18 protein-coding genes, 8 tRNA genes and 1 rRNA gene are annotated in these 14,203 nt (G+C 43.4%); 26 read left to right on the top strand and 1 reads right to left on the bottom strand.

Annotated features, from left to right (window positions below; all coding sequences use genetic code 11):
* Window positions 1-41 precede the first annotated feature (41 nt).
* Together CQS04_RS11080 and CQS04_RS11075 are read left to right on the top strand one after the other, a co-directional pair.
* Window positions 42-515 carry a PH domain-containing protein gene (locus CQS04_RS11080; protein ID WP_100354192.1) on the top strand — a complete coding sequence of 158 codons (474 nt, stop codon included), beginning with the start codon at window positions 42-44 and terminating at the stop codon, window positions 513-515.
* On the top strand, window positions 508-1,983 hold the full coding sequence (locus tag CQS04_RS11075; protein WP_100354191.1) for a PH domain-containing protein: 1,476 nt from the start codon (window positions 508-510) through the stop codon (window positions 1,981-1,983). Before CQS04_RS11080 ends, CQS04_RS11075 begins: the two co-directional genes overlap by 8 nt.
* An 18-nt stretch (window positions 1,984-2,001) precedes the next feature.
* On the opposite strand, the gene CQS04_RS11070 is transcribed toward CQS04_RS11075, so the two are convergent.
* Entirely contained in the window at window positions 2,002-2,631 is a 630-nt protein-coding gene (locus tag CQS04_RS11070; RefSeq protein ID WP_100354190.1) for a rhomboid family intramembrane serine protease, read from the bottom strand.
* A gap of 58 nt (window positions 2,632-2,689) precedes the next feature.
* Between CQS04_RS11070 and acpS the strand changes: the two genes are divergently transcribed.
* The 24 genes from acpS to CQS04_RS10950 all read left to right on the top strand — a co-directional run.
* Window positions 2,690-3,043 (top strand): holo-ACP synthase, encoded by a 354-nt coding sequence (gene acpS, locus CQS04_RS11065; protein ID WP_100354189.1) that lies wholly within the window; start codon window positions 2,690-2,692, stop codon window positions 3,041-3,043.
* A gap of 56 nt (window positions 3,044-3,099) precedes the next feature.
* On the top strand, window positions 3,100-3,486 hold the full coding sequence (locus tag CQS04_RS11060; protein WP_100354188.1) for a hypothetical protein: 387 nt from the start codon (window positions 3,100-3,102) through the stop codon (window positions 3,484-3,486).
* A gap of 80 nt (window positions 3,487-3,566) precedes the next feature.
* Complete coding sequence (gene alr / locus CQS04_RS11055; protein ID WP_100354187.1) at window positions 3,567-4,682, top strand: alanine racemase; 1,116 nt, start codon at window positions 3,567-3,569, stop codon at window positions 4,680-4,682.
* Window positions 4,683-4,803: 121 nt separating this feature from the next.
* Window positions 4,804-5,058, top strand: coding sequence for a hypothetical protein (locus CQS04_RS14005; protein ID WP_425430245.1), 255 nt, complete (start codon window positions 4,804-4,806; stop codon window positions 5,056-5,058).
* A 4-nt stretch (window positions 5,059-5,062) separates the two neighbouring features.
* Entirely contained in the window at window positions 5,063-5,413 is a 351-nt protein-coding gene (locus CQS04_RS11045; RefSeq protein ID WP_100354186.1) for a type II toxin-antitoxin system PemK/MazF family toxin, read from the top strand.
* 140 nt (window positions 5,414-5,553) lie between these two features.
* Window positions 5,554-6,384 (top strand): STAS domain-containing protein, encoded by an 831-nt coding sequence (locus CQS04_RS11040; RefSeq protein ID WP_100354185.1) that lies wholly within the window; start codon window positions 5,554-5,556, stop codon window positions 6,382-6,384.
* A complete protein-coding gene (locus tag CQS04_RS11035) occupies window positions 6,381-6,743 on the top strand; it encodes an STAS domain-containing protein (protein ID WP_100354184.1) in 363 nt (120 codons plus the stop codon). The genes CQS04_RS11040 and CQS04_RS11035 overlap by 4 nt, the downstream gene beginning before the upstream one ends.
* A 6-nt stretch (window positions 6,744-6,749) precedes the next feature.
* On the top strand, window positions 6,750-7,151 hold the full coding sequence (locus tag CQS04_RS11030; RefSeq protein WP_094943249.1) for an anti-sigma regulatory factor: 402 nt from the start codon (window positions 6,750-6,752) through the stop codon (window positions 7,149-7,151).
* Window positions 7,152-7,164: 13 nt separating this feature from the next.
* On the top strand, window positions 7,165-8,166 hold the full coding sequence (locus CQS04_RS11025; protein ID WP_100354183.1) for a PP2C family protein-serine/threonine phosphatase: 1,002 nt from the start codon (window positions 7,165-7,167) through the stop codon (window positions 8,164-8,166).
* Window positions 8,167-8,235: 69 nt separating this feature from the next.
* Window positions 8,236-8,565: an STAS domain-containing protein gene (locus CQS04_RS11020; protein WP_100354182.1), complete on the top strand. Its 330-nt coding sequence runs from the start codon at window positions 8,236-8,238 to the stop codon at window positions 8,563-8,565.
* A 2-nt stretch (window positions 8,566-8,567) separates the two neighbouring features.
* Window positions 8,568-9,038, top strand: coding sequence for an anti-sigma B factor RsbW (gene rsbW / locus CQS04_RS11015; protein WP_094943270.1), 471 nt, complete (start codon window positions 8,568-8,570; stop codon window positions 9,036-9,038).
* Window positions 9,016-9,801: an RNA polymerase sigma factor SigB gene (sigB, locus tag CQS04_RS11010; RefSeq protein WP_100354181.1), complete on the top strand. Its 786-nt coding sequence runs from the start codon at window positions 9,016-9,018 to the stop codon at window positions 9,799-9,801. The genes rsbW and sigB overlap by 23 nt, the downstream gene beginning before the upstream one ends.
* Entirely contained in the window at window positions 9,798-10,406 is a 609-nt protein-coding gene (locus tag CQS04_RS11005) for a PP2C family serine/threonine-protein phosphatase (RefSeq protein WP_100354180.1), read from the top strand. The genes sigB and CQS04_RS11005 overlap by 4 nt, the downstream gene beginning before the upstream one ends.
* Window positions 10,407-10,491: 85 nt before the next feature.
* On the top strand, window positions 10,492-12,624 hold the full coding sequence (locus tag CQS04_RS11000) for a Tex family protein (RefSeq protein ID WP_245858806.1): 2,133 nt from the start codon (window positions 10,492-10,494) through the stop codon (window positions 12,622-12,624).
* A gap of 18 nt (window positions 12,625-12,642) precedes the next feature.
* A complete protein-coding gene (locus CQS04_RS10995; RefSeq protein ID WP_100354179.1) occupies window positions 12,643-13,107 on the top strand; it encodes a SprT family protein in 465 nt (154 codons plus the stop codon).
* Window positions 13,108-13,193: 86 nt separating this feature from the next.
* A tRNA-Asn gene (locus CQS04_RS10990) sits at window positions 13,194-13,269 on the top strand.
* A 6-nt stretch (window positions 13,270-13,275) separates the two neighbouring features.
* Window positions 13,276-13,347: transfer RNA gene (locus CQS04_RS10985), tRNA-Glu, on the top strand.
* A 27-nt stretch (window positions 13,348-13,374) separates the two neighbouring features.
* Window positions 13,375-13,450 (top strand) — tRNA-Asp (locus CQS04_RS10980).
* A gap of 9 nt (window positions 13,451-13,459) precedes the next feature.
* Window positions 13,460-13,534, top strand: a tRNA-Gln gene (locus tag CQS04_RS10975).
* A 9-nt stretch (window positions 13,535-13,543) separates the two neighbouring features.
* A tRNA-Lys gene (locus tag CQS04_RS10970) sits at window positions 13,544-13,619 on the top strand.
* Between the two features lie 70 nt (window positions 13,620-13,689).
* Window positions 13,690-13,775: transfer RNA gene (locus CQS04_RS10965), tRNA-Leu, on the top strand.
* An 11-nt stretch (window positions 13,776-13,786) separates the two neighbouring features.
* A tRNA-Arg gene (locus CQS04_RS10960) sits at window positions 13,787-13,863 on the top strand.
* 24 nt (window positions 13,864-13,887) lie between these two features.
* Window positions 13,888-13,961: transfer RNA gene (locus CQS04_RS10955), tRNA-Gly, on the top strand.
* A 170-nt stretch (window positions 13,962-14,131) separates the two neighbouring features.
* Window positions 14,132-14,203, top strand: a 16S ribosomal RNA gene (locus tag CQS04_RS10950); the annotation flags it as partial.

The following is a 14,203-nucleotide window of genomic DNA, read 5'->3' as shown; positions in this document are numbered from 1 at the left end:
ATGGCACTCCAGCCCGTATAACTAAATAAGGAGGCTAAACTATGCAAACAGCAAATCAATTGTCACTCAAAGGTCTTACTGTGTGGCGTATTTATGGACTGATACAGACGGCGTTTGTAGTGCTAGTTTCTACAGGTCTAATCGTACTCAATCTACTCTTTTTTGAGCTCTGGTGGCTCTATCTTGCCCTAGCTACTATAGCTATTGCTATTGCTTTAGTGTCGATTTGGGTAATGCCAAATCTTCGTTGGAACCGGTGGCGCTATGAAGTTCGAGAGCATGAAATCGAGCTGCAACATGGGATTCTTATAAAAAAGCGGACACTGGTTCCAATGGTGCGAGTCCAACATGTCGATACCGAACAAGGACCGATTCTTAGAAATTATCAATTAGCATCTATACATATCTCGACAGCAGCGACACAACACACGATTCCGTTTTTGGATGAGCAAGAAGCTGAAGCGATGCGACAGCGGATCTCAGTCCTAGCAAGGGTGGCGGAAGAAGATGTCTGAGGAGCGTTATAAACTACATCCAGTAGCAGCCGTCATTACATTTGTAAAAGGGCTCAAAGAACTTATTTTTCCTATTGTGATTTTTCTCTTTCTAGGAAGTTCTGGTGACGCAGAATCCGGCTGGTTCCGTTTCATTCCATATATTCTGACAGCAAGTGCTCTAGTACTTTATTTAATTTCTGGAATCATTAAATGGTGGAAGTTTGTCTACTGGTTTGAAGATGGAGAACTGCGTATCGAATACGGGCTATTTGTAAAGAAGAAGCGCTATATCCCATTTGACCGGATCCAAAGCCTTGATTATACGGAGAGTATCTTTCATCGGCCGTTCGGTCTAGTAAAAGTGAAAGTAGAGACAGCAGGCGGTGGTATCGGAAAAGAAGCTGAAGCAGAGCTGACTGCTATTCGGCTAGAAGCAGCTGAGCAAATCAAACAAGAGATGCTAGCAGCCAAAGCTGGAGCGAAGTCAGTTGAAACGGAAGAAGGCACCACAGAGCAACTGGCTGAACAGATTCGCCAAGAAGAACCTGTGCTGCACCGCATGTCTTCGAAAGATCTGATTGTATTAGCTGTCACTTCTGGAGGTATTGGGGTCATTTTTTCAGGGGCTGCCGTTGTGCTCTCGCAATTTTCGGAGTTCATCCCTTATGAACAAATCTATGATGAAGTCTTGTCCTTACTTCGATTTGGGGCTGCACTCATAGCTATTTTCGCATTCGTGGTGTTACTGGTTACGTTCTTACTCAGTATCGGGTTCACCTACCTTCAAAACTATGATTTTACAGTTTCAAGGGATGGAAAAGACATTCTCTTGAAACGAGGCTTGTTAGAAAAGAAACGAACAACAATTCCACTGCACCGCATCCAAGGGGTCCAATTGGTTGAGAATCCGTTCCGACAACTGTTTGGATACGTTACCATTGTGATCGATAGTGCAGGAGGAAGCGTTCTGGAGAAGAGCGAGACAGTGAAGCTTGTTCCGCTTATCAAAAGGGATCAGGCGATGCACCTATTAACGGAATTGTTTCCCGAGCTGCCTATTGAAGTGGATTTCGTACGACCTCCTAAGCGTGCTCGGAAGTTTTATTACCGAATCAACCTCTTGATGATCGGGCTCATTGGAGCAGTACTCAGTTATTTCTTTTTCCCGTATGGTTTATTATTCTTTGTACTAGCACCTATCAGTATAGCGTTTGACTTATGGAGTCACCGAACAGCAGGAATCGCCATTCATGACAAGCACTTAGTCATGCAATACCGCTTCTTTTCAAGAAAGACCGTTTGGCTTGAAAAGAGACGTATTCAAGCTCAGATGCAAAGTCAAAGCTATTTTGAACAGCGTTCGGATGTGGCTTCCCTTCATGCGACTATCAAATCTGGGGCTCTTGGAAGTCGCCACTCCATCAAAGCCTTAGAGGCAGATGTAGCCCGCAGTACGATGGATTGGTACCAACCGCGTTCCAATTAAAAAACCGCTACCGCCTGCTTAAGAACGCAGTGCGGTACGCGGTTTTGTTTTTTTCCATTTAGACAAACGGTTCGGATGGAAGTAGTAGAAACCTAATAAGAACCCCATCACAAGACCTCCAAGATGCGCTGTGATATTAATATTAGGTGTAACGAACGTCATAATGATCCCAATCCCGATGATAGGAAGGATGATTTGCTTGAGTTGGGGTAACACATTTCTTGTATAATACACAAGTGCTGCAAACGCTCCGAATATTCCGTAGATAGCCCCACTGGCCCCCAAGTGTGTATACATTGCATCTTCAAATAAAAATGAAGCCACTGTTCCGGTCAAACCTGATAAAAAATAGATGGTAAGAAAACGAGCTCTTCCTGCCAAACGCTCTAACTCAGGGCCGAACAAAAACAACGAAAACATGTTGAATAGAAGATGCATAAAGCCTCCGTGTAAGAATATAGGGGTGATCAGCCGCCAATATTCTCCTTCAGCTACCAATCCATTTTGACCGACACCAAAAGAGTAAATAGACACTCCTATAATAGGGGCATTTGCTATAATATGAATAGCAATCGTGACAACTAGTAATGTAAATACAACAGGATAATAGGTCCGGTATTCCCGGAAACTTTCATTTCGAATAAACATGATGACTTCACCTCATTATGATTTAGTATACATGGTAGAAGGGAGCAATAGAAGCGGAATGATTACTGGCATTGGACTTGATATTATCGAGCTTGATCGTATCGATCGACTCGTCCGAAGATCACCTCGATTTTACAAACGAATTTTGACTCCTAATGAGCAAACGTATTATGAACAAGCGATTCCAAGTAGGCAAATTGAATATCTGGCAGCGCGCTTTGCAGCAAAAGAAGCCTTTGCCAAGGCGAGGGGAACAGGAATAGGTGGAGACTGCGGTTTTCAAGACATTGAGGTAATTAAAAATGACCTGGGGGCACCGTCCTTACTGTTTCAACAAGTCCCGGTCTCTGGTTTTATCTCCATTACACATACAAAAGATTACGCCGCTGCACAAGTTGTTCTGTTGTCATAGGGTTCGCGCATATAGTGTTTTAGCATGGTATAGGAAAGGATGGACGCGCTGAAAAAATGGAGCTCATCTTTAACAATAGTGATCTTGGAAAGATACACACAGCAGCTGATTATGAAGTAGATCCTTTTGAGCAAGCAAAATATAAAGCCGCTAGTGCGGAACTAGATAATCCTGAGTTCGAGACATCCTACTCAGGCGCTCAATTACCTGGAATTCAACTGGTGGAAGAAGTTGTCACAACGGATGCGGGCAAGCGAGTCATCCTTCATTCTAGTGGAGATAAATCCTTTACGGTCATTCAAGAGAATGCTTCACCAAATGCATTGCTTCCCGTGTTCGCTTCAAGTGATCCAGCTCCCCTTGATTTTCAATTAGGTGCAATGGATGACCATTCGATGCGCCGGGAAAAAGATGGTGTGGTTTATTTTATAGCTTCTATATAGTTGACCCAATAAGAGACGATTGAAGTGGCAGCCTCTATGAGTGCCGCCTCACAAAAATAACAGATAAAGAAGGAATCACCATGACTAGACCTACTACTTTTCGACCTACCTATCTAGAAATCGATTTACAAGCGATTCATTCTAATATTCAATCTTTACAAAAGAAGCTACGGGATGAAACGACAATCATCCCTGTAGTAAAAGCAAATGCATATGGTCATGGAGCTGGGGAAGTAGTGACCTATTTAGAAAAACAAGGGTTCCACTTTTTTGCTGTAGCTACTCCGGATGAAGCGGTTGAACTTAGAGAGGCGGGGAGTCAGTCCGAGATCTTAGTACTTGGTCACTCTCCGCATCACTTTGTCCCATACGCAGCTCAACATGGAATTCATTTGACGGCTCATTCCTTAGAATGGTTGCAGCACCTGTCTCCGGATGAAAAACCAAGTCTTCACGTCAAATTGGACACAGGTATGGGGAGGATTGGACTTGCTACTGAAAAGGAAGTCCTAGAAGCGGTTCGCTTATTAAATGACAATCCTAACTGGGACCTTGCAGGTGTCTATACCCATTTCGCTAAAGCAGATGAAGAGCGGAATCCGCATTTTGAAGAACAGCTGAACCGGTTTGAGACTTGGCTAAGTTTGTTTCCGCAAAAGCCTCGTTTCATTCATGCTGCCAACAGTGCGGCTGCGATCCAACATCCTGACGCTACGTTTACAGCAGTCCGTTTTGGAATTTCTATGTATGGACTCGCTCCTTCGCCGTGGCTACAGCAATCGACTGACTTCCCGTATCGACCAGCCATGCGCCTCGTTACCGAATTGGTTCATGTGAAGCAACTTCCTAGTGGGAGTTCAATTGGTTACGGAGCGGCTTATAGATGTGAAGAGCCAGAGTGGATAGGTACAGTACCAATTGGGTATGCAGATGGGTTATTACGAGGTTTAAACCAGCTGAGTGTGCTGATTGAAGATGAAAAGGCTCCAATTGTCGGCAAAATCTGTATGGATCAAACGATGATAAAATTATCAAAAGCGTTTAAAGTCGGGACAAAAGTGGTATTACTAGGTTCAAATGGAGTACATACTATTCCTGCTGAAGAATGGGCGGAGCACTTACAGACCATTTCCTATGAGATTTGCTGTCAACTTTCCTCGCGCGTGCCGCGGATTTACCCACTATCTGACAAATAAAACTAGTACTTCCTACGTATATTTCACTTAGATTGTCGAAATAACCTTTCTATGAAAGGCTATCGATGGTAAGATTAAAGAAATTGTCGTAATAAGGAAAGTTTTGTCGGAGGTGTTTGCTGTGGGGGGAAAGTCAGATAAGATAGAAACAGTTTATCTGTTAGCAGATTATATGGAGGAAGTCCGTCCCGTATACGGAAAGCGTGTTATCAAACAACACGTTACGAAACTGCAAGGACAATCATCAATTATACGAGAAGCCATGATTCAGGGGTACCTGGAAATGTCTCATATTAATTTGTCTATTTGCAGTGAATGTCTTCATGCAGAGTATGAGGCGCATGATACCACTGAGCGACTCGTAAGTGGAGGCTGACAATTTGATCGTTAAACGTGGCGATGTCTTTTATGCAGATCTATCACCAGTGGTCGGTTCTGAGCAAGGTGGAACACGACCCGTGCTGGTTCTGCAAAACGACATTGGAAATCGATTTAGTCCAACTGTAATTGTAGCTGCAATTACAGCACAGATTCAAAAAGCGAAATTACCAACACACATCGAGATCAATGCAGAACGATACCATTTAGAGCGCGACTCTGTTGTTTTACTTGAACAACTGCGCACGATAGACAAATCCCGACTGACCGACAAGATTACGCATCTAGACGATGAGTTGATGGAGCATGTAGACCATGCGGCTGCCATCAGTTTAGGCCTCATCAAATTTTAATTACATACATAGGATTGGAGCACAGTATCTTTACTGTGCTTTTTTCTATCTAGTGTGCGAAACTAATGGAAGATGCCAAAATGATTCAATTCATATACAATAAAACTATTACAGATAAACTAAAGGAGTGTCTCCGCAAGATGAACGTTACCTTAGCAAGTTACATACGGGAGAATTTAAATCCCATCCTCGAGTCCTGGAAGCAATTTATGGAAGAGGAAGAGGAGGGGAAGTTCTTTCAAATTATGTCCGATGACATGATTGATTCTACGGCACATGAGTTAGGGGAATTAATGATCTTTAGCTTGACGGAAAATAATCAAGAGTTTGCTCGTAAAGTAGAAGAGTTCTCGGTGAAAATGGCTCGTCATGGCTGGTCTATTTCTTTCGTTATGAAAGCACTCACTAATTTTACAGAAGCGATTTACCACCATATGGGACAAACGGGCTTCTTAAATGATAACAATTCAGGCAATTACATTCGTTTAATCAATAACTGGCTAACACCATTAAATCACAGCATTGTTGAAGCTTACTCTAAGACTTGGGAGCGTACAGTGCAGCTTCAAAAAATGGCCCTTCAAGAACTATCGGCTTCTTTAATCCCAGTGTTCGATAAGATTTCAGTAATGCCGCTAGTCGGCACGATAGATACGGAGCGGGCTAAATTGATTATGGAAAATCTGCTACAAGGTGTTGTGAAGCATCGCTCGGAAGTAGTGCTTCTTGATATTACAGGGGTTCCTGTAGTGGATACTATGGTAGCTCACCACATCATTCAAGCGGCGGATGCTGTCAGATTAGTAGGAGCAAAATGTATGCTTGTAGGCATTCGCCCTGAAATTGCGCAGACTATTGTTGCTCTTGGAATCAATTTGAATGACTTTACAACGACGAGCACGCTTCAACGGGGAATGGAACAAGCGCTGGCAATTACAAATCGACAAATTGTTGAGGTGGAAGAACAATGAGAACTCGAATCCCGATATTAAAATTACGCGATACTTTGATTGTTTCTATTCAATGGGAACTTGATGATCAAATGGCATTATCATTTCAAGAAGATCTTTTAAATAAATTACACTCAACAGCGGCACGTGGTGTTGTCATTGATTTAACATCGATTGACTTTATCGACTCGTTCATTGCTAAAGTATTGGGAGACGTCATCAGCATGTCTGGTTTAATGGGCGCAAAAGTAGTTATAACGGGTATCCAACCCGCCGTTGCCATCACACTAATCGAACTTGGTATTCGTTTAGAAGATGTTTCTACAGCGCTCGATTTAGAAAATGGATTGGAAAAACTTGAACGAGAATTGGAGGACTAATCCATTATGAGCATAGAGTCTTCTGTAGATATCATTACGGAATGGGATATCGTAGCAGCGAGACAGCTTGGACGTAACGAGGCAAAGGAAGTAGGTTTCGGAACAGTGGACCAGGCTAGGATCACGACTGCGATAAGTGAACTTGCCCGTAATATATACTTATATGCCGGAAAAGGCAAAATTACAATTGAACGAATAGCAGATGGGGCAATGAAAGGAATTGTCATCATTGCAGCTGACCAAGGGCCGGGAATTCCTGACTTGAGAAAAGTGATGGAGGACGGATATACGACTTCCGGGGGATTAGGTGCCGGAATGCCAGGGGTCAAGAGGCTAATGGATGACTTTAAGGTGGATACTGAGGTAGGAGTAGGTACGACGATTACAGCCACTAAATGGCTGCGGTAAGGAGTGAAATCGAATGCCTCAAGAAGTAGAAAGGCAATATAAAGCGATTTTGCGAAACTATTTAGAACAGCAAAATGAGCTCAACCTCTACGAGGGACAGACCTTCAGTAAACAGTTGATCCAGAAGAATATCTCTCCGGAAGAGATGATCGGAATACATAGAGCCGCTCTTGAAGAGGTTGTATCGGATATCCCGGAAAAGATAGAGCATTCCTTTGATTTATTGATTGAAGTAATGGTTCGCTACGGTCTTGCGCTTCATGAACATCAAAACTTGATTCAAAAGCAAGAGAACTTTCGTATTGAAATGGACTTAGCTGCCAATGTTCAACGAACGTTGCTAAAAACAACGGTTCCACAAGTGCAGGGACTAGACATCGGTATGTTGTCGGTTCCTGCAAAAGAAATGAACGGGGACTATGTTCATTTCCTTTCGGATTCTCAATCTGTTGGTATTGGAGTGGCGGATGTCATCGGTAAAGGGATTCCCGCTGCTCTTTGCATGTCCATGATCAAAAATGGAATGGACAGTGTGGACGGTGCCCATGTGGATCCGGCTATCGTGTTAGACGTCATCAATCGTATTGTAGAACGCAGTGTAACGGACTCCATGTTCGTCTCGATGATTTATGGAAGCTACGACGCCACAACACACACCTTCACTTATGCATCCGCAGGCCATGAGCCAGCTCTCCATTATTCCTTGCAAGAAGGAACTTTCCATGAATTGTTTATAAAAGGCTTACTTCTTGGAGTCCTCCCGCAAACCACGTATCAATCTCAAACTGTGCGTCTTGAAATAGGCGACTTTGTGGTTTTGATGACGGATGGTGTGACGGAATGCCGTTCTCAAGACGGGTTTATAGAAATGGAAAAAGTGATGAAGATTATTGAAGACGTGAAAACGGAGTCCGCTCAAGAAATGGTGGAGTACGTCTATAAGGAATTGATTTTGTTACAGGATTTTGAACTTCGTGATGATTTCACACTTGTGATTGTAAAAAGAGCTGTATAAATGTTTACACTACCGAAACGTAAGGGTATAGACCGTTAAACATATATAGTAGACAAGGGGAAAAATGACATGAACATTTCAGTAGACTTACAACGTGAAGAGAATAAAGTAGTAGGATTCATCGAAGGCGAGATTGACGCGTTCACAGCGCCAATGCTACGCGAAAAATTAGCAGAAATCACTTTGGGAGATTCTAAAGAAATTGTGCTGGATCTATCTGAAGTATCGTATATGGACTCTACAGGACTGGGTGTCTTTGTAGGATTCTTTAAAAATGTAAAATCTGAAAATGCTAAGTTGAAATTAACGGGACTCTCTTCACGCTTAAAACGCCTATTTGACATCACAGGTCTTGGAGAGATCATGGACATAGAATCATCAACAGGAGAGGTGAAGTGAAGATGAAGCCATTTGATTACGTAGAAATACGCGTTCCTGCTAAAACTCAATTCGTCAGTGTGGCTCGTCTAACGATTTCAGGTCTTGCCAATCGCCTAGGGTTCTCCTATGACGATATTGAAGACGTGAAAATTGCAGCTTCAGAAGCTATTACTAATGCAGTTCAACATGCTTATGCAGAAGACGAAGAAGGCGAAGTTGTGATTGGTTGTGCACTTTATGATGAAAAAATGGAAATCATGGTAGCAGATCATGGCAAAAGTTTTGACTTCCAAGAAACTCGCGCAAAATTAGGACCGTACTCAGACACGGAGGAAGTATCTTTTATGCGTGAAGGAGGTCTTGGACTCTACCTGATTGAAACGCTCATGGATGAAGTGAAAGTTCATCATCAAGAAGGTGTTACGATCTTTATGACGAAAAACGTCGGATCAGAGCAGGTGAACGGAAATGTCGAAAACGTCTCCTCTTAACCAAGCGTCTAAAGAACAAGTGCTAGAGTGGTTGCATGACTATCAAACAACCAATTCTGAAGAAGCACAAACTAATTTAGTTTTACACTATCAACGACTCGTCGAATCTATCGCCCGAAAATATTCCAATGGGAAGTCGCATCATGAAGATATCGCACAGGTAGGCATGCTTGGACTCTTAGGTGCTATGAAACGGTATGATGACAGTTTCGGTCGCAGCTTTGAGGCTTTTGCTGTGCCTACCATTATTGGTGAGATTAAGCGTTTTTTACGTGATAAAACATGGGCTGTTCATGTTCCGCGTCGTATTAAAGAATTAGGGCCACGTATCCGAACGGCTGCTGAAGAATTAACCATACAGCTTCAACGATCCCCACAGGTAGCCGAAATCGCCGCTTACCTGGAAGTGGATGTAGAAGATGTGTTAGAAGCGATGGAAATGGGGAAGAGCTATCAAGCGCTATCTATGGATCATTCCTTGGAAGCAGATTCTGAAGGGAGCACCATCACCTTATTCGATGTCATCGGTCAAGAAGATGGCGAATTTGAAAAGACGGATCAACGGATGCTGGTGGCCAATGCACTAAAATATTTATCTGATCGTGAAAAAGAAGTGATTCAACTTACATACATTGAGCAGCTTAGCCAGAAAGATGCTGGTGAGCGCCTGGGTATTTCGCAAATGCACGTTTCCCGTATCCAGCGCAAAGCTATTAAAAAGCTGCAAGATGCCATTCTATCAGCAGGTGGAATGGACGAGTGACAGTAGTTGAGTCACCCTGGGTTCATGTTCGCGTATATAATGAAGCGAAAGATGGGAATCGCCTCTCGGGAGACACTTATTATATAGCGGAGCATCCAGATTTTTTTCTTTGTGCAATTGCAGATGGGCTTGGTAACGGCCCTGGAGCTAAGGAGTCGGCGGATGTAATTCCACGAATTCTTGCAAAATATGCAGATGAATCAATCGATCAACTGCTTGAACGTTGTAACGATGAGATGGTGTATAAACGCGGTGCGGCAGTAGCGTTAGTTAAAATCGATTACAAGAAACGAACGATTTCCTATAGTTGTGTAGGGAATGTTAAATTTTATATGTACCAAAAGAAATTCGACAAAATGATATATCCCTTACCGGTTATGGGCTACTTGTCAGGAAGAAAACAAAAGCTTCGCACACAAACCTACCCAGTCTATGCAGGAGACACATTTGTTCTTCATTCAGACGGGGTCGTAGTGAGAAATCCAAAAGAGCTTCTTCGTCTGGCACGCTCAACCGAACATCTCTATGAGCGTGTGATGAAAGGAATGGAATTCGGAGACGATGCCACTTTCATTGCAGGTCAAATTAAGTTAAATGAATTCTAACCTTTTGCCCTTTGGCAAGAGGTTTTTTTGTTTGGAATTAAGTGTGTTATTCTAGTGGAGTATCTCAAAAAAAGGACGTGATCCTGTGAATATCTATCAACAAATTGCAAATGAGTTAAAAATCAAAAGCTCGCAAGTCCAACAAGTCATATCATTATTAGATGATGCGAAGACTGTACCCTTCATCGCTCGCTATAGAAAAGAACAGACGGGCTCATTAGATGAAGTTCAAATTAAAGCGATTGAAGATCGCTATGCCTATATGAATCAACTAGCTGATCGAAAACAAGAAGTGCTTCGCTCAATCGAAGAGCAGGGAAAATTAACGGATGACCTGCGCTCTCAAATTGAAAAAGCGACTGTCCTGCAACGAGTCGAAGATATTTACCGTCCCTACAAGCAGAAGAAAAGAACGCGAGCGACGATTGCCAAAGAGAAAGGCCTAGAGCCGCTAGCACTGGAAATTTTAAAATGGCCACATGCCACAGCAGAAACCTTGGCGAAAGACTATGAGACAGTGGAACTTTCCATACAAGACGCTTTAGCGGGTGCCTCTGATATTTTGGCGGAACTGATTTCAGATGATGCGGAAGTGCGCTCTGCTCTTCGAGAACATTACAAAAAGCATGGCAGAATCGAAACTAAAATCAAAAAGCAGGCGGAAGATGAAAAGTCGGTGTTTGAAATGTACTACGACTATCAAGAAGCTGTAGCTAAAATTGTTCCTCACCGAACACTTGCTATCAATCGAGGAGAGAAAGAAGACGTGCTGCGAGTCTCTATTGATGTAGACAGCGAGCAAGTAGGTCGTTTGATTGCTAAATCCTGGGCGCCTAAGGCTGGTCATCCGCTAGATACCTATATGGCTTCCGTGATTGCAGATGCGTGGAAACGTCTTCTTCATCCAGCAATTGAGCGAGAGATTCGTAATGAACTCACGGAAGTTGCAGAAGAACAAGCTATTCATATCTTTGCGGAAAACTTGAAGAGCCTCTTATTACAGCCGCCTATCAAGGGCAAAATGATTCTAGGAGTGGATCCGGCATTCCGTACAGGATGCAAACTTGCAGTCATCGATGCTTCAGGAAAAGTTCTGAAAATCGATGCCATCTACCCTCATCCACCTGTACGGAAATTGCAAGAAGCCGAGCAGAAGATAGCACACCTTTTAGCAACTTATCCTATCTCTCTCATTGCGATTGGCAATGGGACAGCGTCTCGTGAGACGGAGCAATTCATTGCATCGTGCCTGCACAAGACTGCTAGTGAAGCGGCTTATGTCATTGTTAATGAAGCAGGCGCCTCTGTTTATTCCGCATCCGAGACTGCACGTCAAGAGTTTCCTGATTTGCAGGTAGAGCAACGAAGCGCCGTCTCCATTGCACGACGTTTACAAGATCCGCTTTCAGAACTCGTGAAGATAGAACCTAAAGCAGTTGGAGTAGGTCAGTACCAACACGACGTTTCTCAGAAGAAGCTTTCTGATTCTCTTCACTTTGTTGTGGAGACCGCAGTTAACCAGGTCGGAGTGGACGTCAATACAGCATCCGCTTCGCTCCTTCAATATGTGGCAGGACTTTCCCGAGCTGTAGCAGAAAATGTTGTAGCACTTCGTGATGAGAAAGGTACGTTTACATCTCGAGCTCAGCTGAAAAAAGTGCCTCGACTTGGGGCGAAAACTTATGAACAAGCGATTGGATTCTTACGTGTCCCAGACGCGAAGAACCCACTCGATAAAACAGCGATTCACCCTGAGAGCTATACTGCAGCTGAAGAAATCATCACTCGAGCTGGACTGACACTCAAACAAATTGGCACTAAAGAAGCACAAGAGGCATTGCAGAACGTCACTTACGATCCTTCTATTGGTATCGGGAAAGAAACGTTCAAAGATATCGTAGATGCTCTGAAGCGTCCAATGCGTGACCCCCGTGATGCGTTCCCTCAGCCATTGCTTAAGACGGATGTCCTCAAAATGGAGGACTTGCAAAAAGGAATGGAACTCCAAGGAACTGTACGAAACGTAGTAGATTTTGGGGCGTTCGTCGATATTGGTGTGAAGCAAGATGGACTTGTGCATATTTCAAAGCTTAAAAAAGGATTCGTGCGTCACCCTCTAGAAGTAGTGGCGTTAGGGGATATCGTCACGGTATGGATTGACGATGTGTCTGTAGAAAAAGGACGAGTTTCTTTAACAATGATCCAACCCGTGGTCTGATGAAGAAGGAGAAGGTAAATGAACGAACAGCAACTGCAACAATTGACGGAACATCTTTCGCTTACTTTTTTTCATAAGCCTTTTTTACACGAGGCTCGATTTAATGCTCGTTTGCGAACAACTGGAGGCCGCTATTTGCTCAGCACTCACGACATTGAAATAAATCCGCTCTATTTACAAATGGGTGAGGAAGAAATTGTAGGCATTATTAAGCATGAACTGTGTCATTATCATCTTCATATAGAAGGAAAAGGATATCAGCATCGTGATGCAGATTTTAAAACTTTATTAAACAGTGTGGGAGCGCCTAGATTTTGTCAGGCGCTTCCACGTATAAATAAGAGACAAGCGTCCATACTACACATCTACAGATGCCTTAAATGCTCTCAAAATTATAGTCGGAAAATTCGCATGAATACCGAGAAATACAGGTGTGGCAAGTGTTCAGGGAGACTAGGATACATCGGAATAAAAAAACTATAAAAATATAACGAAAAACTGTTGACCTTTTTATAAGCTGTATCTATAATAATAAAAGTCAGCTGATGACGCAGCACTAATAAAGACGTTCCGAAGTAGCTCAGTTGGTAGAGCATCCGGCTGTTAACCGGCAGGTCGCAGGTTCGAGTCCTGCCTTCGGAGCCATTACATGGCCCCTTGGTCAAGCGGTTAAGACACCGCCCTTTCACGGCGGTAACACGGGTTCGAATCCCGTAGGGGTCATTTTTTTCTTGCTTTTATACATAATGTGGTCCCGTGGTGTAGCGGTTAACATGCCTGCCTGTCACGCAGGAGATCGCGGGTTCGATTCCCGTCGGGACCGCCATTTTATTACTGGGGTATAGCCAAGCGGTAAGGCAACGGATTTTGATTCCGTCATGCCTAGGTTCGAATCCTAGTACCCCAGCCATTTTACAGAGAGCCATTAGCTCAGTTGGTAGAGCATCTGACTTTTAATCAGAGGGTCGAAGGTTCGAGTCCTTCATGGCTCACCATTTACCCTTGACAAGTACCTTAGTACTTTTATAGAATAGTAAATGTCGCATAAGCATCATGATTGTCTACGCGGTCGTGGCGGAATGGCAGACGCGCTAGGTTGAGGGCCTAGTGGGAGTAATCCCGTGGAAGTTCGACTCTTCTCGGCCGCACCATTCAAATACAAGCGCCCGTAGCTCAATTGGATAGAGCGTCTGACTACGGATCAGAAGGTTGTGGGTTCGACTCCTGCCGGGCGCGCCAAATAACTTTATATCTTCATACTACGCGGGTGTAGTTTAGTGGTAAAACCCCAGCCTTCCAAGCTGGTGATGAGGGTTCGATTCCCTTCACCCGCTCCAATTTATTTGTGAGCTTTGAACATTGAAAACTGAACATGCAAGACGTCAAATTAACTTTCGATACTAACCCTCGTTAGTAGAGAAAGATATTTTTTTGGATATCGATATTTGAGTGTCTGACACTTGAATAAATGATGCCAGCAACAAAATGAGCTTATATTAAGTTCTCTTTTATGGAGAGTTTGATCCTGGCTCAGGACGAACGCTGGCGGCGTGCCTAATACATGCAAGTCGAGCGGATG

The organism is Chryseomicrobium excrementi, from assembly GCF_002798305.1.
In the GTDB taxonomy this organism is placed as follows: Bacteria; Bacillota; Bacilli; order Bacillales_A; family Planococcaceae; genus Chryseomicrobium; species Chryseomicrobium excrementi.
This window is presented reverse-complemented; position numbering and strand designations above follow the sequence as displayed.